13 protein-coding genes and 1 pseudogene are annotated in these 15,766 nt (G+C 60.1%); 4 read left to right on the top strand and 10 right to left on the bottom strand.

Going from position 1 to position 15,766, the window contains the following annotated elements; genetic code table 11:
- A pseudogene (locus AC1XOS_RS10310) lies at window positions 1-165 on the bottom strand (glutathione peroxidase); the annotation flags it as partial.
- A 465-nt stretch (window positions 166-630) separates the two neighbouring features.
- Between AC1XOS_RS10310 and aspS the strand changes: the two are divergent.
- Window positions 631-2,451: an aspartate--tRNA ligase gene (gene aspS, locus AC1XOS_RS10305; RefSeq protein ID WP_481962138.1), complete on the top strand. Its 1,821-nt coding sequence runs from the start codon at window positions 631-633 to the stop codon at window positions 2,449-2,451.
- A gap of 97 nt (window positions 2,452-2,548) precedes the next feature.
- On the opposite strand, the gene AC1XOS_RS10300 is transcribed toward aspS, so the two are convergent.
- The 6 genes from AC1XOS_RS10300 to AC1XOS_RS10275 form a co-directional block, all read right to left on the bottom strand.
- Window positions 2,549-3,037, bottom strand: a complete 489-nt coding sequence (locus AC1XOS_RS10300) for a hypothetical protein (protein ID WP_481962137.1) — start codon at window positions 3,035-3,037, stop codon at window positions 2,549-2,551.
- Window positions 3,034-3,393, bottom strand: coding sequence for a hypothetical protein (locus AC1XOS_RS10295; RefSeq protein ID WP_481962136.1), 360 nt, complete (start codon window positions 3,391-3,393; stop codon window positions 3,034-3,036). The genes AC1XOS_RS10300 and AC1XOS_RS10295 overlap by 4 nt, the downstream gene beginning before the upstream one ends.
- Window positions 3,390-3,902, bottom strand: coding sequence for a hypothetical protein (locus tag AC1XOS_RS10290; RefSeq protein WP_481962135.1), 513 nt, complete (start codon window positions 3,900-3,902; stop codon window positions 3,390-3,392). Before AC1XOS_RS10290 ends, AC1XOS_RS10295 begins: the two co-directional genes overlap by 4 nt.
- A complete protein-coding gene (locus tag AC1XOS_RS10285; RefSeq protein WP_481962134.1) occupies window positions 3,893-5,269 on the bottom strand; it encodes a reverse transcriptase family protein in 1,377 nt (458 codons plus the stop codon). The genes AC1XOS_RS10290 and AC1XOS_RS10285 overlap by 10 nt, the downstream gene beginning before the upstream one ends.
- Window positions 5,266-7,245, bottom strand: coding sequence for an SWIM zinc finger family protein (locus tag AC1XOS_RS10280; RefSeq protein ID WP_481962133.1), 1,980 nt, complete (start codon window positions 7,243-7,245; stop codon window positions 5,266-5,268). Before AC1XOS_RS10280 ends, AC1XOS_RS10285 begins: the two co-directional genes overlap by 4 nt.
- Before the next feature lie 85 nt (window positions 7,246-7,330).
- Window positions 7,331-10,507, bottom strand: a complete 3,177-nt coding sequence (locus AC1XOS_RS10275; protein WP_481962132.1) for a hypothetical protein — start codon at window positions 10,505-10,507, stop codon at window positions 7,331-7,333.
- 351 nt (window positions 10,508-10,858) lie between these two features.
- On the opposite strand from AC1XOS_RS10275, the gene AC1XOS_RS10270 reads away from it, so the two are divergent.
- From AC1XOS_RS10270 to AC1XOS_RS10260, 3 genes are all read left to right on the top strand, one after another.
- Window positions 10,859-11,077 (top strand): hypothetical protein, encoded by a 219-nt coding sequence (locus AC1XOS_RS10270; protein ID WP_481962131.1) that lies wholly within the window; start codon window positions 10,859-10,861, stop codon window positions 11,075-11,077.
- 165 nt (window positions 11,078-11,242) lie between these two features.
- Window positions 11,243-11,815, top strand: a complete 573-nt coding sequence (locus AC1XOS_RS10265) for a thymidine kinase (RefSeq protein ID WP_481962130.1) — start codon at window positions 11,243-11,245, stop codon at window positions 11,813-11,815.
- A gap of 97 nt (window positions 11,816-11,912) precedes the next feature.
- Window positions 11,913-13,196 carry a rhomboid family intramembrane serine protease gene (locus AC1XOS_RS10260; RefSeq protein ID WP_481962129.1) on the top strand — a complete coding sequence of 428 codons (1,284 nt, stop codon included), beginning with the start codon at window positions 11,913-11,915 and terminating at the stop codon, window positions 13,194-13,196.
- 5 nt (window positions 13,197-13,201) lie between these two features.
- Here AC1XOS_RS10260 and AC1XOS_RS10255 read toward each other — a convergent pair whose 3' ends face one another.
- From AC1XOS_RS10255 to AC1XOS_RS10245, 3 genes are read right to left on the bottom strand one after another with little or no spacing between them, the layout of a single operon-like run.
- Entirely contained in the window at window positions 13,202-14,977 is a 1,776-nt protein-coding gene (locus tag AC1XOS_RS10255) for a c-type cytochrome (protein WP_481962128.1), read from the bottom strand.
- Window positions 14,967-15,485, bottom strand: coding sequence for a nucleotidyl transferase AbiEii/AbiGii toxin family protein (locus tag AC1XOS_RS10250; protein ID WP_481962127.1), 519 nt, complete (start codon window positions 15,483-15,485; stop codon window positions 14,967-14,969). The genes AC1XOS_RS10255 and AC1XOS_RS10250 overlap by 11 nt, the downstream gene beginning before the upstream one ends.
- On the bottom strand, window positions 15,482-15,703 hold the full coding sequence (locus AC1XOS_RS10245) for a hypothetical protein (RefSeq protein ID WP_481962126.1): 222 nt from the start codon (window positions 15,701-15,703) through the stop codon (window positions 15,482-15,484). The genes AC1XOS_RS10250 and AC1XOS_RS10245 overlap by 4 nt, the downstream gene beginning before the upstream one ends.
- Window positions 15,704-15,766: the final 63 nt, after the last annotated feature.

Below are 15,766 nucleotides of genomic sequence, written 5' to 3'. Positions count from 1 at the left end.
CTTGTACTTCTCATACAGCGCTTCAAGGCTCTTGTACTGGGGCGTGTTGCCGCACTTAGACGCGACATTCACCACCATAATCACCTGGCCCTCGTAGCGGGAGAGCTTCACGGGATTGCCCAAGATGTCCTTCACCGTAAAGTTCAGCGCCGCCGGAACGCTCACGCTTGGATAGTCCTCATTGGTCGGAGCGGAGGCATTTCCCTCCGAGTCCGGAGCAACACCGGCAAGCTTGGCTTCGGCAAGATTGTCAAAGTTAGCAAACGAGCGGTTATGGAGCTTGTAGTACATCCCACGGTAGGTGAAGTAGCCCGCCGCGTAGTTAATATGGCAGTAGCTGCACTTCTGGCCCTCTTTTTTCGCGTACTCAGGCCGCGCAGATGCCGCTGAAATAAAAACCAGACAAATGGCGCTGGTGAGTAGCACTTTTAGCATTTCGCTCCTAGTTTACCAAAAGTGAGCCCGTCACCGACAATGAAGCTCATGGAAAGAAAACGTGCGAGTGTTCAGCCGCGCCCGGATCTCTTTATGGCCGGGACGGCCTTTGCAGCCGTAGGCTCTCCAGTCCCGCCCCTCTAACGGGCGGGATGCTCGCGATATAATGACGCTTACGCGCCTCTGAGGAGGCACATGGAGGTTTTTGTGGCATTTGCAAGCTGGCAGCGGACGGTAGACTGTGGCGCACTGCGCGCCGAGCATGTAGGACAGGAAGTGGTGGTTAATGGGTGGGCCAATAGTGTCCGCGACCACGGTGGAGTTGTCTTCATGGACTTGCGGGACCGCACCGGTCTTGTGCAGATTGTCGCCGATCCCACGCGCAATGTCACCGGCCCCGAGGCCCACGCCATCGCAGAGAAAGTACACAACGAGTACTGCCTGTCTGTCCGTGGCAGGGTCGCAGCTCGTCCCGAAGGGCTCGCAAACCCCAATTTGGAGACGGGCGGTGTGGAGATCGAGGCGATTGAGATCACGGTCTTTAACCCCTCCCGATCCCTCCCCTTCCAGCTAGACGACAAGAATATCAACGAGGAGACGCGCCTCAAGTACCGCTACTTAGACCTGCGCCGCCCCGAGATGTACAAGAAAATGGCACTTCGGCACGAGGTCGTCCGAGCGGTGCGTGAGTACTTTTACAAGCATAACTTCCTAGAGATCGAGACGCCGATTCTCACCAAGTCCTCGCCCGAGGGTGCCCGCGACTACTTAGTCCCCTACCGCCTGCAAGCCGGGAAGTTCTATGCCCTGCCCCAAGCGCCGCAGCAGTTCAAGCAGCTTCTGATGGTCGGGGGGATGGAGCGCTACTTCCAGATCGCCAAGTGCTTCCGCGACGAAGGTCAGCGCGCCGACCGTCAGCCTGAGTTCACCCAGATTGACCTGGAGATGGCCTTCGCAACCCAAGACGATGTACTCGGGATGGTTGAGGGCATGGTCATTGAGGTGATTGAAAAATTCACGCCTCAGACCGGCAAGACAATTCTCTCCAAGCCCTTCCCACGCTTCTCGTTTGATGAGTCCATGCGCCGCTTTGGCACCGACAAGCCCGATATTCGCTTCGGGCTGGAGCTGATCGACTGCGCCCCGCATCTTACCGAGACACAGTTTGCGGTCTTCCAGCAGACGCTCGCCAGCGGTGGGCAAGTCAAGGCCGTGCGCTACCCCGGTGGCGCGAGCATCCCCCGCCGCGAGATGGACGAGCTAGGAAATCTCAGCCGCGACTGGGGCGCCAAGGGCATGGCGTACTTCCTGGTGGATGAAGAAGGCAAGGCCACCCGTGGCCCCGTCGCCAAGTTCCTCTCCGATACCGAAAAAGAAGCACTGGTCGCCGCCGCCGAGGCGCAACCTGGCGACCTAGTGGGCTTTATCGCCGACCAGCCGGAGACGGTTGCCAAGGTGCTGGACCGCCTGCGCCGCTTTATCGGTGGCAAGCTGGGGCTGATCGACAAGAACAAGCTCGCCTACTGCTGGATCGTGGACTTCCCGGTCTTCGAGAAAGACGAAGAGACCGGCAAGCTCACGTTTGCCCACAACCCGTTTGCGATGCCCCAAGCCGACGACCTCGACAAGTTCGAATCTGACCCCTTAGCCATGCGCGCCCAGTGCTACGACATGGTCTGCAACGGCACCGAGTGCGCGTCGGGCGCGGTTCGTATCCATGTCCCGGAGATCCAGGTAAAGGTATTCGAAAAAATGGGCCTGACTCCCGAGCAGATCCAGAGCCGCTTCGGGCACATGCTCGACGCCTTCGCGCTGGGCGCCCCGCCCCACGCCGGGATGGCACCGGGCTTGGATCGCCTCATCATGCTCCTCTGCGATGAAGAGAACATCCGCGAGGTCATCGCCTTCCCCAAGATGGGCGGTGGCTACGACCCGATGATGGACGCCCCGTCGGAGGTGGAGCCCGAGCAGCTCAAGGAGCTTGGGATCACGGTGGTGCAAAAGTCCGCCGCGTAGCCGCCCCATGAAATGAGGCGTCTTGGTGGCGCTTCGCGCCGTAAAGCCCGTGCCGGGCTGGGATAGATTCTCAGCCCGGCGCTATTCAACAGTGCTTCTATTGCGGATGAATGAGCGAGAGTTCCAATGCAAGACCATCCGGCACACGACGAACGAACATGCGAAGCGTCAAATCGCTAATTTCGTCATCAGCAAACTGTAGATCAGGTGCCGTGCAGTTCAGCGGCATCCAACAGTGAATGATCGCCGCGTAGTCCTCCGGCTCAAGATTCCAACATTTTTCGGTCAGCCGCTCCAACGAAAAATAATTTGCAAAAGCTCTTTCACGCAGTGGCGTCACAGGTGCCGCCCGGCACCCATCATCGTACTCAGGATCGAAACAGCCATAGGTAGCGAGAGCCAATTGGAGTAGCTCAGGAGTCCAGCGCTGGCCGTCTGGATCAAGAGAGTCGGAGAAGGGATTGAACGTTCCCTGATAGAGCATCCCCAGAGCCTCTTCGTAGCGCTCCTCCGCAACCACGGCGATCCAGTCAATCACAAGCTGCTTGATCTGCTCGTCGGTGGCATCTGCGGGGAGAACGATCATGCTGCCAGTTTCTCGGCAGGGCGCAGGCGACGGAAGACTTCGATCCACAGATCACGCAACTCCTCGGCGATCTCTTCTGGGGGATTTCCAGAGAGTGCAATGGCGATGAGTCGCTCCGCATCACGTACTTTGTCACATTCCAGCGCAAGAGACGCGGCGCTTCGATAGAGAACCGAGCGCGATGGCTCGCTGTTTTCTTGCTCGGGCATGACACGCATGGCAGCTTCTTTTTCGAGCAGAAACGCCTCACTCAGCAATTGATCAGCTTTCTCATCCTCTCCCGCTTTACGTTGTGCATCTGCTTCCTCGGCAAGTGCCATCGCACGATTATGCAGCTCAAAAGTTGTCTCCGTCATCGTCTTTTTACCCCTGCACGAACTTCTTGAAAAAGTACCACAATTATCCACGAAGGCAATCCTGCACGGTCAAAGCGCAACGTCTGTAGCTCTTTTTCACGCACGCGAGCCTCCAGACTACTTTCGTCTCCCCAGACGATACCTGAGACTTCCAGCCGTGCCCGAAACGGCGGATCACTCGTCTCTCCCAACCAATAGTCAAATCCGGTTCTCTTCCGAGATCGCAGCACTGCCGGGTAGCCTGTCAGCTCACGGGCAAGCAAAATTGCCACTCCTGATGCTCCCTCTTCCGTCGCCTCTTGCAAATCATTGTAGCAGGCACGCATAGTCTCTGTCACTTCAAGAACGGTTAGAGGATACTCATATTCCACACTCTCAAATGCAACAGACAAAGTAAGTGTCCCACTTTTCCCAACCCTATCCAGACAAACCGTCGCAGCCTCAGCCAATCGCGCCCCGGTTGCGGCTGTCAGCGCAGGAAAACCTTGGAGCAGCTCAGTCAGTTCCAAGACTTCCCCTTCGATCCAAACAGCCACGGATGCGCTGCGACCAGCTTTTCGGCGAGCTCGGGGCGAACCATTTTGATGAACGCGAGGTAGCCCTGGCAGTAGGCTTGGGCGCTTCGGCCCAGGCGCTCGCTGACTTTCTCGAAGCCCTCGGTGTCGCAGTGGTGGAGGATGGCGCGGAACTTTCGGACATCGTCGCGGGAGAGGCGCGCGCCTTGCTCGCCATTGACCACGAGGCCGGTGATGATCTGGCGGTCCGATGCCCGCAAGACTTGGGTCTTCTTCTCGTTCACCGTCAGCTTTTCATCGGCGACGATCTGCCGCACCAGCGTGAGGAGCAATCCGACAGGCGCGCTGTCGTCGGCGTGGGAGAACGTCAGGTCGTCGGCGTAGCGCGTGTAGACAAACCCGAGCTTCTGTGCCGCGCCGGTGAGCCGCTTGTCCAGCTTCTCCACGAGCAGGTTGGAGAGCGCGGGGCTGGTGAGCGCGCCTTGCGGGACGCCACGTGGCCCCACGGCGACAAATTTTTTCTCGCCATCGAACTCCACAATAACCCGTGGGCAATCGGTGCAGAGGAGCGCAAGAACCGTGGCGATTCCCTCGCTATGGCCTAGGTGCTCGAAGTAGTTCTTGACACGCTTGACGCCCAGCGACGGAAAGAAGTCTTGCAAGTCCACTTTAACCACAACAGCTTTTCCCGTGTGTGGCTCGGCGTTCTTCACCACCGACGCGCCGGGAGAAAAAGCCGTCGCGGCGGCGTGGGGAGTTTGCTTGGCGAGAATCTCGCTCAGAATCCAGCGCTGTGCCTGGCGGAGCTTGCTCTTAGGCGAGGCCAGCACACGCTTACCACCGCGCTTCTTGGGGATGGTAAAGAGCGAGTAGTGCCCGGTCTTCGACGCCGACCGCTGGTAGCAGAGCCACGCCAGCTCGCGCTCCGTCAGGCCGATGGCATTGCAAAGCGTCTCTATTTCGCCGTCGGCAAATTTAAGTCCGCCCGAGACACCACGTCCAAGATGCGGCAGGCTGGTGCGCCGCCAGAGCGCGTCTTGCTCCTGTTTCTTGACCAGCGCTGCCTCGCGCTCGACTTTCTTGACCACGCGCGCCGCACGCACACGCTCGATCCGCTTGCGCCGAATCTCCGCCAGCAGCGCCGGGACATCGCCGCTCTCCCGAATCTCTTTCTCGACTCCATCCAGCTCGCGCCGGACACTCACCAGCTCGTCGTAGAGAGGCCGCAGCTTCCGCTCCGCCTCCGCCGATTGCTCGGCGATCTCCGGCGAGGGCGGCCAGAACCCCAGGCGCACCATCTCCTCACGGATAAAAGCATCCTTGCCGATCTCTTTCAAACGCTGTCGCTCTGCCGCTGTCATGCGATGCTTCCTCCGAGTAGTGCCAAGAACTCATCTTCGGTCATGACGGGGATTTTTAGCTCTTGCGCCTTGACGAGCTTGCTACCCGCTTTGTCGCCCGCAACCAGATAATGAGTGTTCTTGCTGACGCTCCCCGACGCTTTTCCGCCGCGCTGGACGACGATCCCTTCGGCTTGCTCACGGGTGAATTTTGTGAGTGCCCCGGTGAAGACAAAGGTCTTGTCGGTGAAGTCGAAGGCATCGGCGCTACTCGTATCGGCTTTCTTGGCAGCCTTGGCCCCGAGAAGCTGCTGTGACGCTAGCCCGACGGCGGCGAGGATATGGGCGCAGGGGCCTTTGCGTAGCTTCTCGCGCTTGAAGAACGAGCAGGTGCAGCTGGCGAAGCGCACGCGACCATCGTTATCAAGATCCAGCGTCACGGCGAACTTGGCCTCGCGCCGCGTCTCGCCACCCCGTACCCAGGCGCGGAACCGGAACGTGGTGTCATCGGTGCGGGCGGTGAGGGTGGAGAAGGCTTCGTCGTCGTCGGTGTCTTTCAGGAAGCTCACGCCGCCGGTCTGGACGATGCGTGCGGCGAGCTTGCTGCGCTGATCGCCCTCACTCTCAGGCACGGGGAACGGGAGGAGCTGACGCCAGCGGTAGCACGAGTCGGCGAGGTCGTACATCGCCATGCCTGTGGCGCAGAGCCGCTGGAGCGCCGCGGTAGCCGTCTCAGTGGAGAGGTCGGCAATGTCCGCTGGGACGAGCTTGAGGCGCTTTTCGAGCTCTTGGGATGCCTTGGCAATGTCACCGTCGCTGGCCTGCCCCGTGGCGGCGAGCACATCGAAGCGAGCCGCACTCGACCAGTCGTTCTTGGTCCAACCCGAGACGCCAATATCAAACCGATGCCCATCCAGCGTGATGCTCCAGTACGAGGGCATGCCCGTTCCCAGAAAGCGCGCGGTCACCAAGTCGGCGTGGGGAAGCAAGTCCGCAAACGCCAGCAAGCGCCGCCGCCCCCAGAGCCGAATCTCTGTGGCAGAGTCGCCCGTGAACTTATGGATGCGCTCTTTGATCACCGTCCCCCACGGCTCGATGGTGATGGTCGGGCACTCGCCGGGCATAAGCTGAAATCGCAAGGAGCGCGGGCCGGTCTTCTCCCGCTCGCGCTGGAGTGCCGCAAGTACATCGGCGATGGTCTCGGGGGAGAACGGCACCTCAATCGCGGGATAGACCGCGGCGGACTGCACTTGCAAGAAGCCACGCACCCAGGTCGGCGGAAGATCGATCTTCTTCTCCACCCGCTCCCCTGCTCCCGTCGCGATGCTCACCCCCTCGGCGGCGACCGAGAGAAACGCGGGGCGGTAGGAGCGAATCCGGCGCATCTCATCGGCGAGGGCGCTGGAGTAGTCCACGTTGGTCGTCCCATAGCGAACGTCGCCCAAGACATCGAGCTTTTCCCAAGGCACCGTCACGCGCCCGTACGACGACTCATCCAGGCTGAAGACCTCAAACACGACGCAGTCTTCGTGCACGGAAACCACAGGATCAAGCACCCACCAGGCATCCATATCGTGCTTGCGGAGCCAGTTAAAGTACTCCCCACGCTTGCCGTAAAACTCCGCGCTCTGAATCCTCCCCTCCAGGGGACGTATCTCGCCACTGAGGTGCTTGAGCCGCTCTTTCAGTCGCCCCTGCTTCTCTTTTAGACCCGGCAGAGCACGCATCTTTGCGCCCATCGTCGTGTCCAATTCCTCTAGGTAGCGCTCCTCTACCCACTTTTGGTAGCCACTGTAGTCTTTCTGCTTGCTGCGCAAGTCCGACGACACCACATTGTAGAGCGCGAGCATCACGCGGGCGTAGCTGCGGCTATCTAAAATCTGCGCGGTAAGCTGCACCCCAGGCCGCGATGCCTCCGCTGTGAGCCCCATCCGAAGCGCCCCGGCGTCATCAATCCCCGCCGCCGAGGGCCGTGCGTAGTTTTGTGTTACTTCCATGATCCTACCCCCTAGCCCCCGCCCGGCGGGGGAAAAATGAGGAAATTCCTTTTATCTCCCCCGTTGGACGGGGGTTGGGGGGCGATCACACCGAAAGCCCCTCGATGGTCTCACCCGCCAGTGCCCGCTTGGTGAGCTGTACCAGCGCCCACTCCGCATCGCGCGTGCTTCCCGCGCCACGGGCAAGAGCGAGCAGAGTCGCGACATCTACCTGAGCATCAGGCGCAGCATTTTCCTGACGGACTTTAACCGCCTCTTTTGCCCGCCGCGACTTGTGGCGAGCGCGTAGTACGGTGCGATCAAAGCGTGGCGCAGATGTATCGCCCGCCACCTCGGCGGCGAAGGCCTGCATGTCCGGCTCGTCGTGTTCAAAGAGCGACAGGGCGAGTTTTTCGCCCGTGAGCGCTTTTGCCGTCGCAAACTGCCGCCCGTAGGTGCGAACGGAAGTGATGGGGCTATCGCAGAGCGCCAGCACACGGTTTGCCAGCTCCTCCGGGCTACTTCCTTCAAACCAGCGCTTGCCCACGGCAACACTTCCCGGAATCTCGCACTCCAGCAGGCGCAGAGCAAAGGGGAGCCGGAGGGGTTTTCGAGCGACAATCTCCAGCGCGGGCGTTCGTACATCGGCGAGCACATGAGTGGCGGCCGTGAGTAGAAGCCCCTCATCGTTTTCCAGATTGGGCCAGTGCCGCACCAGCCAGCGCCCCAAGAGCGGCCCGAGAGCAGACTCCCGGATTTCGAGCAGGCGCGCTGCCTCCTCGCAGGTCAGCAGGCACTCGGTGATCGTAGAATCGTTAAGGACGCGAGCTTCTAAGTTGCCCGTCGTATCGTTTTTCAGTGCCTCCGGCAGAGCACTCCAGAGCTCCGTGATCCCCAAGCCTTCGCGCAAGTTCCGCACCCAGCCATCGCGAATCCGGCCCCAGACGGCGTCGTCGGCAGCGGCGATGAGATTGAGCGTCGCCCCGACAGGCAGTGTCTGGGTAAGTGCGGTGAACGCTTGCGTGTCGAGAATCCCCACCAGAAACGGGCGCTCGGTAAGCGTTGTCGAAAGCTCCGCTGCCGTGAAACCTGCCCGCCCAAGAGTCGCCAGAGCATAAGGCGAGTTCATCGCAGTCTGGAGCGCATCGTTGACAGCGGAGGCCATGAGAAGACCCTCCCAGAGGCTTCTTAGTGACTCTTTCGCCGTCGCCGAGGCTGCAAGAACGCGCCAGAGGGCTGCACGAACAAGAGCATTCTCGTGCTCGATCAGCTCGTAGGGCTCACCTAGATCCTTGCCTGCGGCTCCCGTTTCTAGCGCGATGAGGAGCGCCTCATAGTCTGCCTCCCGTAGCGGTGGTAGGAGCTCCAGCCACTCTGCCAGTGTCCCTTCGTCCACCGACTGAGCGGCATTGTGCGCAAGAGCCGTGAGATTGGGCGTGCCCGTTGCAAGCAGCCCCGGCACAAGCCGAATCACCGCAGTGCCGCCCACCGCCTCGGGGAAGCGCTCCGCAACCAGTCCGGCAATGGCACCAAAGCGCCGGAGTTTGGTGGGGTCGCTCGCCTGGAGAACGCACTCCACAAAAGCCACTTTCCAGGTGGGATCAGCGTCGGCGTGGCTGAGTAGCTTGGGCAGGAGCTTGGTGCGCTGTCGGGCGATGGCCTTGGCAAATCCCAGTGCCGCTAGCTCCGGCGTGAGCTTCTTCGCGTCGACCAGCTCCCGCACCCCGTAGGCCGTGAGCAGCAGTGAGGGCGTCGCGACGCCCGCTCCCTTGGCATCTGGCACAGCGGCGTTTGCCGCCCGCAAGGCTTTCAGTGCCAGCTCGCGTGCTTGCCAGATCGCTTTTCCACTCAAATAGAGCGTTGCGGCCCGCTCGGGATGTGCTGTCCATGCCGCCATGCCACGGGCCTCGAATCGCCGGAGATTTAGGCCCAGTGTGGCTTTCTCCACATACGCCCCACGCCCGTGGCTGCGTTGTTCGAAGCGCTTTCCCGCCCCATAGAGCAGGTCGAAGGCGATCCAATTCTGGGCAGGCTCCAGCGGTTCGGTGACATTGCTCAGCGTGTGAGACGCCAGCTCCACAAAGCGCATCGGGTCGGAGCTTTCCAAGGTGCGTAGGTGTCGCCGCGCACGGCGCTTCATGTAGCCAATGGTTCGCGCTGAGGGCGGCGTGCCGTAGGGAGTGGGCCGCTCGGGATAGGCCAGGCTCAGTAGCGAGAGTCCCTGCCAGGAGCGGGCGTAGAGCCATTCACGGCTAAGCGCAAGCTGTTGTGCCTGAACATGATGTGTTAGCGGGAGTTCTTTAAGGGTGGCATCGCGACCATCAAGGAGCCTCAGACGGAACTGATCCGCTGCGTACACCAGTCCGTTGATGATCCCCAAGCTCAGCTCCTGGTAACTGTAACCCAGATTCAGCTTTCCCGTGACAGTAGGTGCGCTCAGCCTCCCTAAGTCAATGCGGTGTAGATCTTGACTGTTGTTCCGTGTGGAGGTGGAGACAAACAGCATCTTCCCCTCCAGCGCCAGAGTCTTAGCATTGGCCAGGGGCAGCTCGCCAACCATGACGGGCTTTTGGGGATCACTGGTATCAAGAACTTTAATGCCCCCAGGAGTCGGCAGGCGGTTCCAGGCAAAGCCTGCTCCCTCGCCCAGCACGACGGCAAACCCCTCGCCTACCGCCACTTGCTTTGCCCCGCGCATATCCAGACCCGCACCAGAGCCGTGAATATCGCGGAGGTCAAAAATACGCAGCGCGTCTTTGACGATCACGTAGAGATAGGGAAACTGTGCCGCCACGTGGTAGTTATTAACCGTGAGCGTCGCGAGTGGGTTGAGCGTGTCGCGCTCGGGTTCAAAAATACGTAGCTCGGTGGGATAGGCAAGGACGATCAGGGGGCCGCACCAGAGCACCTGACGGATATCTCGTGGGGCATTTTCGAGCTTGGCGATCCCAACTTTTTTGGGCTTTAGCTTGTCGGGCACCGAGAAATCGAGCAGTGAGAGATAGGGATTGTTCCAGGAGCGATTGAGAACCACCGCGAGCTTCTCTCCCTGAGCCGCAATCCCCGCGATGCTCTGGGCACGTCCGATCTCCACGCGGGGCTGCTCACTCGGCTGGCTCAGCGGCGTGGTATCGAGCCGTGCGATAAGCGCTCCCAGAGTCTCAGGTTTGGCACTTGGGTCAGCCTCTAATTTCTTATAGAGAGACTTCAGCTCGCGCCACGGGCCAAAGGTGAGGGGAGATTCCCGGACAAAACGAAGCAGATCGGTGTTGGACTCAGGCATAGTGATCTTCCACACAGCACTCTGTGTTTGGAGTGGAGGGCGACAGTCGCTACTATCCTGCAGGGACCGGCGACGATCACTGTAGGCGCAGTGCGTAGTAGTACGCTACCATGGGGTGTGGCCGAAGGCTCATCAGCGCGCACCACGGAGGTAGCGTACTACTACGCACTGCGCTGAGCCGCATCGGCGACCGGTGATGTAAAGCGAGCTTTACGGCCACCACGACGAAACATCGTGGCTCAAACCCGAAGGCTTGAAAGGCTAACGATTGTAACTCCGCCCTCCACTCCCAACACTACGAAGAGTATGCCCGACCCGGAACGGCAAAGTCAATTCTTTTTCTGTGGAATAATGCAGACTGTGACCCACCACACGCACCTCAAAACCCCGCTCTGCACGCTCCGGCTTACCTCCAATGGCGAGGCGATTACTGGCTTCCAGCAAGCCGCCACACAGCTCACGGAGTATTTTGCCCATCAGCGCACCGCTTTTTCCCTGCCCCTTGCCGCCCACGGCACGGAGTTCCAGAAACTTGTCCCCTGCCGCCGGGTGAATCACCCCGCCGGTTAGAGCGGCAGGGCTAACGAGCGCTTCGCGCTACAAAGGCCGCTTCGGGCCATACAGAATTTTTATGGCCTGGGTACCCTCTGGGTGGCCCTTCGTCGCTTTAGCTCTCCCGTCCCCCGTTCTAATCGGGGGGACTCCAATCGGCGTGTGTCGGGTAGAATGGCCGGTATGCCTACTGGCTCCCTCACGGTTATCTGTGGCTCGATGTTCTCCGGCAAGACAGAAGAGCTGATCCGCCTTGTCCGCCGCGCACTCTACGCCAAGCGCACGGTTCAGGTCTTCAAGCCCGCCCTCGACACCCGAGACCCCGCCACCGTCATCCGCTCCCACAATGGGGCGCTCCACGAGGCACTGGCCGTGGAGAACAGCGCCGCACTCTACCTCACCGTTGCCCCTGAGACTCAGGTTGTCGCGATTGAAGAGGCGCAGTTCTTCGACGAAGGCATCTTCAGCGTCTGCCAGGCACTCGCCGACGAAGGCAAAGAGGTGATCGTCTCCGGGCTCGACATGGACTTTCGTGGGGCCCCCTTTGGCGCGATGCCTCAGCTCATCGCCGTCGCAGACGATGTCGTGAAGCTCCGGGCGATCTGCGCGGTCTGCGGGGGAAATGCCGCACGCTCCCAGCGGCTCCTCAATGGCCTGCCTGCTCCCGCCAGCGCCCCGACCGTGCTCATTGGCGCAACCGAGCACTACGAAGCACGCTGCCGCCAGTGCCACAGCGTCCCTCAAGAGGCTCTCTAAACGATTCGTACAGGAATTGCTTTGCGAGGGAACAAGGAATTGATCCCCACCATCTCCAATATACCACCGTCCCGTTTGGGAAAGAACAAAACTCAATATGATCCCTTACCGCGCCAAAACACCTCTTGAACATGTCCCTATCACATCCATCGCACTCATCGTTATCAGCGGCATGTGTTTTTTGCTCGCTCCCTCTCTCGCTCCCTTTGGTTTGGCAAGTGCCCCTTTTCAAAATGCAAGCCTTGCACAGCTCTTCGTTAACTGCCTGCTCCTCTGGGTTTTCGGCGGAGCCGTAGAAAACCGACTCGGGCCCGTGAAGCTCTTGCTGATCTACCTCCTCGCCGGTTTTGCCGGGGGAGTCAGTAGCCACGGCCTCGCACTAGGGCTAGGGGTAGAGCCCAAGCCACTCGGGGCGATTGGAGGAGTTTTAGGTTGCATGGGAGCCTTTATCTACCTGTTCCCCTTTGCTCGCATCAAGATTTTCCCCAGCTTGGGCCTTCTGCGCGCTGCAACCGGGGACTCCGAATCGGCGGGGGACTGGCAGGGAATCTGGGTGGCACTCTACTCTCTTGTGGTGACTCTTATCGTCTCGGGGATCACCCTCCAGCAAGGGATCCAGGGAGCACTCGTGCCGCTAGGAGGGCTTGCCGGAGCCACTTTAGGAGCACTCATGCCGCTCCTCTTTCGCGAGGATCGCGAGAGTGAGGAAGCCTCAGAGGCGGAGTCTATTCGCTCCGAGGTTCGCGGCGACTACGCAATACTCTCCACACATGAGCTGGAGGCCCTCCTCGAGCACGATCCCAACAACCCCGAGCTAGTGTTCACTTACTGCCGCAAGGCGATGAGCTCCGCCATCAGTAGCTCGGAGAGTAGCGCTCAGAGTGTCAACTACTCCAACATTCGTGAGATATTTGTGAAGCGTGCTCAGGTTCTCATTGGCAGTGAAGAGCCCGATGCTGTCGCCCGGATGGCACTGAATCTGGCAAGCGAGCCGGGAGCGATTCCGGCGCCAGTTCTGCTGCGTCTGGCCAGTCGCCTAGAGAGCCTGGGAGACTACGCGCTTGCCGAGCAGCTCTACCAGCGTGTCTTCCTCTACGACCCACGTGGTCGTGATGGCGAGCTCGCCTTAATGCGAAAAGCAAGACTCCAGGAGCAGGGTTCCGCCGATAAGTCAGCAGCAGTGGCCCTCTATATCGAGCTGATCCAGCGTTTCCCCAACGGCCTCCAAACCACCTACGCCCACGATGCCCTGCGCCGTCTCGGAGTCGCCGCGCCTGCCGTCACGGCGCAGAGCACTCCCACAGCCGCCCCCACTCCCACGACAACAGACAGTATCCCCACCAGCGCCGCCGCACACGGCCTCCGCTCCCTCGGAGGCTAGAGACACTACAGGCTTTTTAGAAACGCGACAAGGTCTTTTAGCTCTTGCGGCGTGCAGTCGGGCTGGCCGGTGAGCGGGCTAGGACGGTGGTGTTTGGTGAGGACATCTTCTAGCGTGCGTGCACGTCCGTCATGCAGATACGGAGCGCGGCTGTAGACATTGCGCAGGGTCGGGGGGTTGTAGCCTTCGTAAGCATCCCCTGCCTCTTCCAGTCCTGTCTTGGTGATGGTTGGCGTGGCGTAGCTTGTCCCCCCATGGCAGCCCGTGCACCCTTTGGCGACAAAGACTTTCTGGCCAGCGGCGTTTGTCGGAAACGGGGACTTTTTCCAGTCCAGCGACTTTAAGTAGGCTTCCACGGCCTCCGCCTCCGCCACGGTTGGCTCCTCGCCCTGCATGCTCTTGGTGAACGACTCGACAATCCCCTGCCGCAGTGTCTTCTGCCAGCCGTGCCAGGTGTAGGGCGCGGTCTGGGCGACGCCGCGGAGGCTCAGGGTCTTCTTGGGCCTGCCATAGCTACCATCGTTGAAGGTATCAAAGTTGCCGCCGTTGGTATGGCCCTCCGTATGACACGAGGCGCAGGAGTACCAGGCGTGGAAGGAGCGCTTGGCATCGTGGAAGAGCTGCTCGCCCTGGCGCACTTGTGACGGCACTTTTGGGCCACCGAGCGCGATCGTTTTTGTGATGGCTCCCGACGCGACATCTACCACCTGAACCGCATTGAGAAAGTCATTGGCGACAATGAGCTGCTTGCCATCTCTTGAGAACTGTGCTCCCAGCGGTCTGCCACCCAGCTTGATGCGCCGAATCCGCTGCACCGACTCGGGTTCTAGGTAGTCCTCGGGGCCACCAAAGGCCACAAAGGGGAGTCCGGCGATCTTGGAGAAGAGCACTAGCTCATGGGTTCCGCCTGCGGTGAGTGCGACTGTCTGGCCATCGGGAGAGACCGTGCAGCCGTCCACATCGCCCAGTGCATCGCCCTGCGTGTCTAGTGCAATCGCCTCACGCGGCCCTTCTTCCGTCAGTGGCACGCGGGCAAGGCGATTGCCCACCACCCAGCCCCGATCAATGTTATCTTTGGTTGCAGGAAAGCGACGCTCGTTGATGAAAGGAACCAGGGCTTGTTTGCCGTCGGGGGAGATGCCGATATGGCGTACATTGCGCCCATTGAGTGGCACGGTGTAGAGCTCCTCACCACTAGGGAGCGCATAGACAGAGAGTGTCCGGGCACGCGTGCAGCCCACGACCAGTCGCTTACCATCGGGGGTGAGTGCGACATGCCACGGCTCTAGGCCCGTCGGGAGTCGCTTGAGCACTTTGCGGCTGGCAAGATCTACCACCACAATCACATCTTCGCCGCCCAGCGCCACGTAGGCTGTCTTCCCCTCGCGGCTCAGCACCACGCCACGCGGCTCATCTCCCACGGGAATGGTCGCAGCAACCGTGAGCGTATCACCCGAGATCGTGAGGACGCTCAGGGAGTCCGAGCCGTAGTTCGTTGACACGGCGACATCGGCACGTGCCGCCACGCAGAATGGCTCCTGACCTACCGCAGCCCGGCCCAGCACACTGCCCGCCACCAAATCGAAGAGTGCAACCGAGCCCGTCCCACGCTCCGTCACCAGTGCTCGGCTACCACTTGCAAGCAAGGCAACTTCATGCGGTGCAGGATCACGCACGGGCTGTGTCTTTTGCGGCACCTCAGGCTGTTTGAGCGCAAACCCAGTCAGTGCGAGTAGTGGCAGGGCAAGAACCAGCAAAAAACCGTTATGCTTACGTCGCACTCAGACCTTCCTCATCGCGCAGGCGAATCAGCGCTTCAATTTCCAGTAAGTGGAGCTTGTCCTTGGTTCGTCCCGCCGCCCGTTTCATTGCCGCCAAGTCTTCAAGCGAGGCCACTCGCACCTTGAATCCGCCCATGTCCAGCTCCACCGAACGCTCCCAGAGTCCCTCAAACGAGTCTATCCCAGCAGGGAGAGGAAGAATATCAATGTCTCCCAAATCTGTTTTAAGATTGAGGAATCGAAGCTTTCCAATCTCAAGATGCCGAGGTAAAATCTGGAAGTTCTGGCTTGGAGGCATTCCCAGTGGCCGCGCATGAAGAGTTTTCAAATACACGATCAGAGCCTCTCGGTTCGCCAGATCAGGCACCGGTGAGATGTCCATGTCATAGGTGAAATGATCACCACCGAGCAAGCTCAGAGCCAAACCACCAACAACCACAAACTTGATGTCGAACGCGACCAAATCCTGAAGCACTTGGGAAAACTCAGGTGGAATCTGCTCAATCATGACTTTTGTCGCGAGTTAAGCGGTCGGATTTTCACAACCATCGCGACAGCTCGTTGGAGTTTTTCGACTCGCTCTCTTGGTGTTAGTTTTAGGTTCTCACGGAGATGCGATAGATCAATGCCGTTTTCGTCATGGTACGGATTCGCTTCACACCAGGCGACAAACTCCTCAAAGCTCATCTCTGGTGCGACGGGCTCGGTGACCTCGCCTGAGTTCATCGTTGCTAGCCTCTCCCCAGAAGCTTGAGAATATCGTTGAAGGTGATACTGACAAAGAGCACC

This window comes from Armatimonas sp., assembly GCF_964826245.1.
This window is presented reverse-complemented; position numbering and strand designations above follow the sequence as displayed.

What these genes read in the sequence shown, in the direction of transcription:
- aspS (WP_481962138.1), top strand. Translation starts at nt 631, where the DNA reads ATGGAGGTTTTTGTGGCATTTGCAAGCTGGCAGCGGACGGTAGACTGT.
- AC1XOS_RS10300 (WP_481962137.1), bottom strand. Translation starts at nt 3,037, where the DNA reads ATGATCGTTCTCCCCGCAGATGCCACCGACGAGCAGATCAAGCAGCTT.
- AC1XOS_RS10295 (WP_481962136.1), bottom strand. Translation starts at nt 3,393, where the DNA reads ATGACGGAGACAACTTTTGAGCTGCATAATCGTGCGATGGCACTTGCC.
- AC1XOS_RS10285 (WP_481962134.1), bottom strand. Translation starts at nt 5,269, where the DNA reads ATGACAGCGGCAGAGCGACAGCGTTTGAAAGAGATCGGCAAGGATGCT.
- AC1XOS_RS10280 (WP_481962133.1), bottom strand. Translation starts at nt 7,245, where the DNA reads ATGGAAGTAACACAAAACTACGCACGGCCCTCGGCGGCGGGGATTGAT.
- AC1XOS_RS10275 (WP_481962132.1), bottom strand. Translation starts at nt 10,507, where the DNA reads ATGCCTGAGTCCAACACCGATCTGCTTCGTTTTGTCCGGGAATCTCCC.
- AC1XOS_RS10270 (WP_481962131.1), top strand. Translation starts at nt 10,859, where the DNA reads ATGCAGACTGTGACCCACCACACGCACCTCAAAACCCCGCTCTGCACG.
- AC1XOS_RS10265 (WP_481962130.1), top strand. Translation starts at nt 11,243, where the DNA reads ATGCCTACTGGCTCCCTCACGGTTATCTGTGGCTCGATGTTCTCCGGC.
- AC1XOS_RS10260 (WP_481962129.1), top strand. Translation starts at nt 11,913, where the DNA reads ATGATCCCTTACCGCGCCAAAACACCTCTTGAACATGTCCCTATCACA.
- AC1XOS_RS10250 (WP_481962127.1), bottom strand. Translation starts at nt 15,485, where the DNA reads ATGATTGAGCAGATTCCACCTGAGTTTTCCCAAGTGCTTCAGGATTTG.
- AC1XOS_RS10245 (WP_481962126.1), bottom strand. Translation starts at nt 15,703, where the DNA reads ATGAACTCAGGCGAGGTCACCGAGCCCGTCGCACCAGAGATGAGCTTT.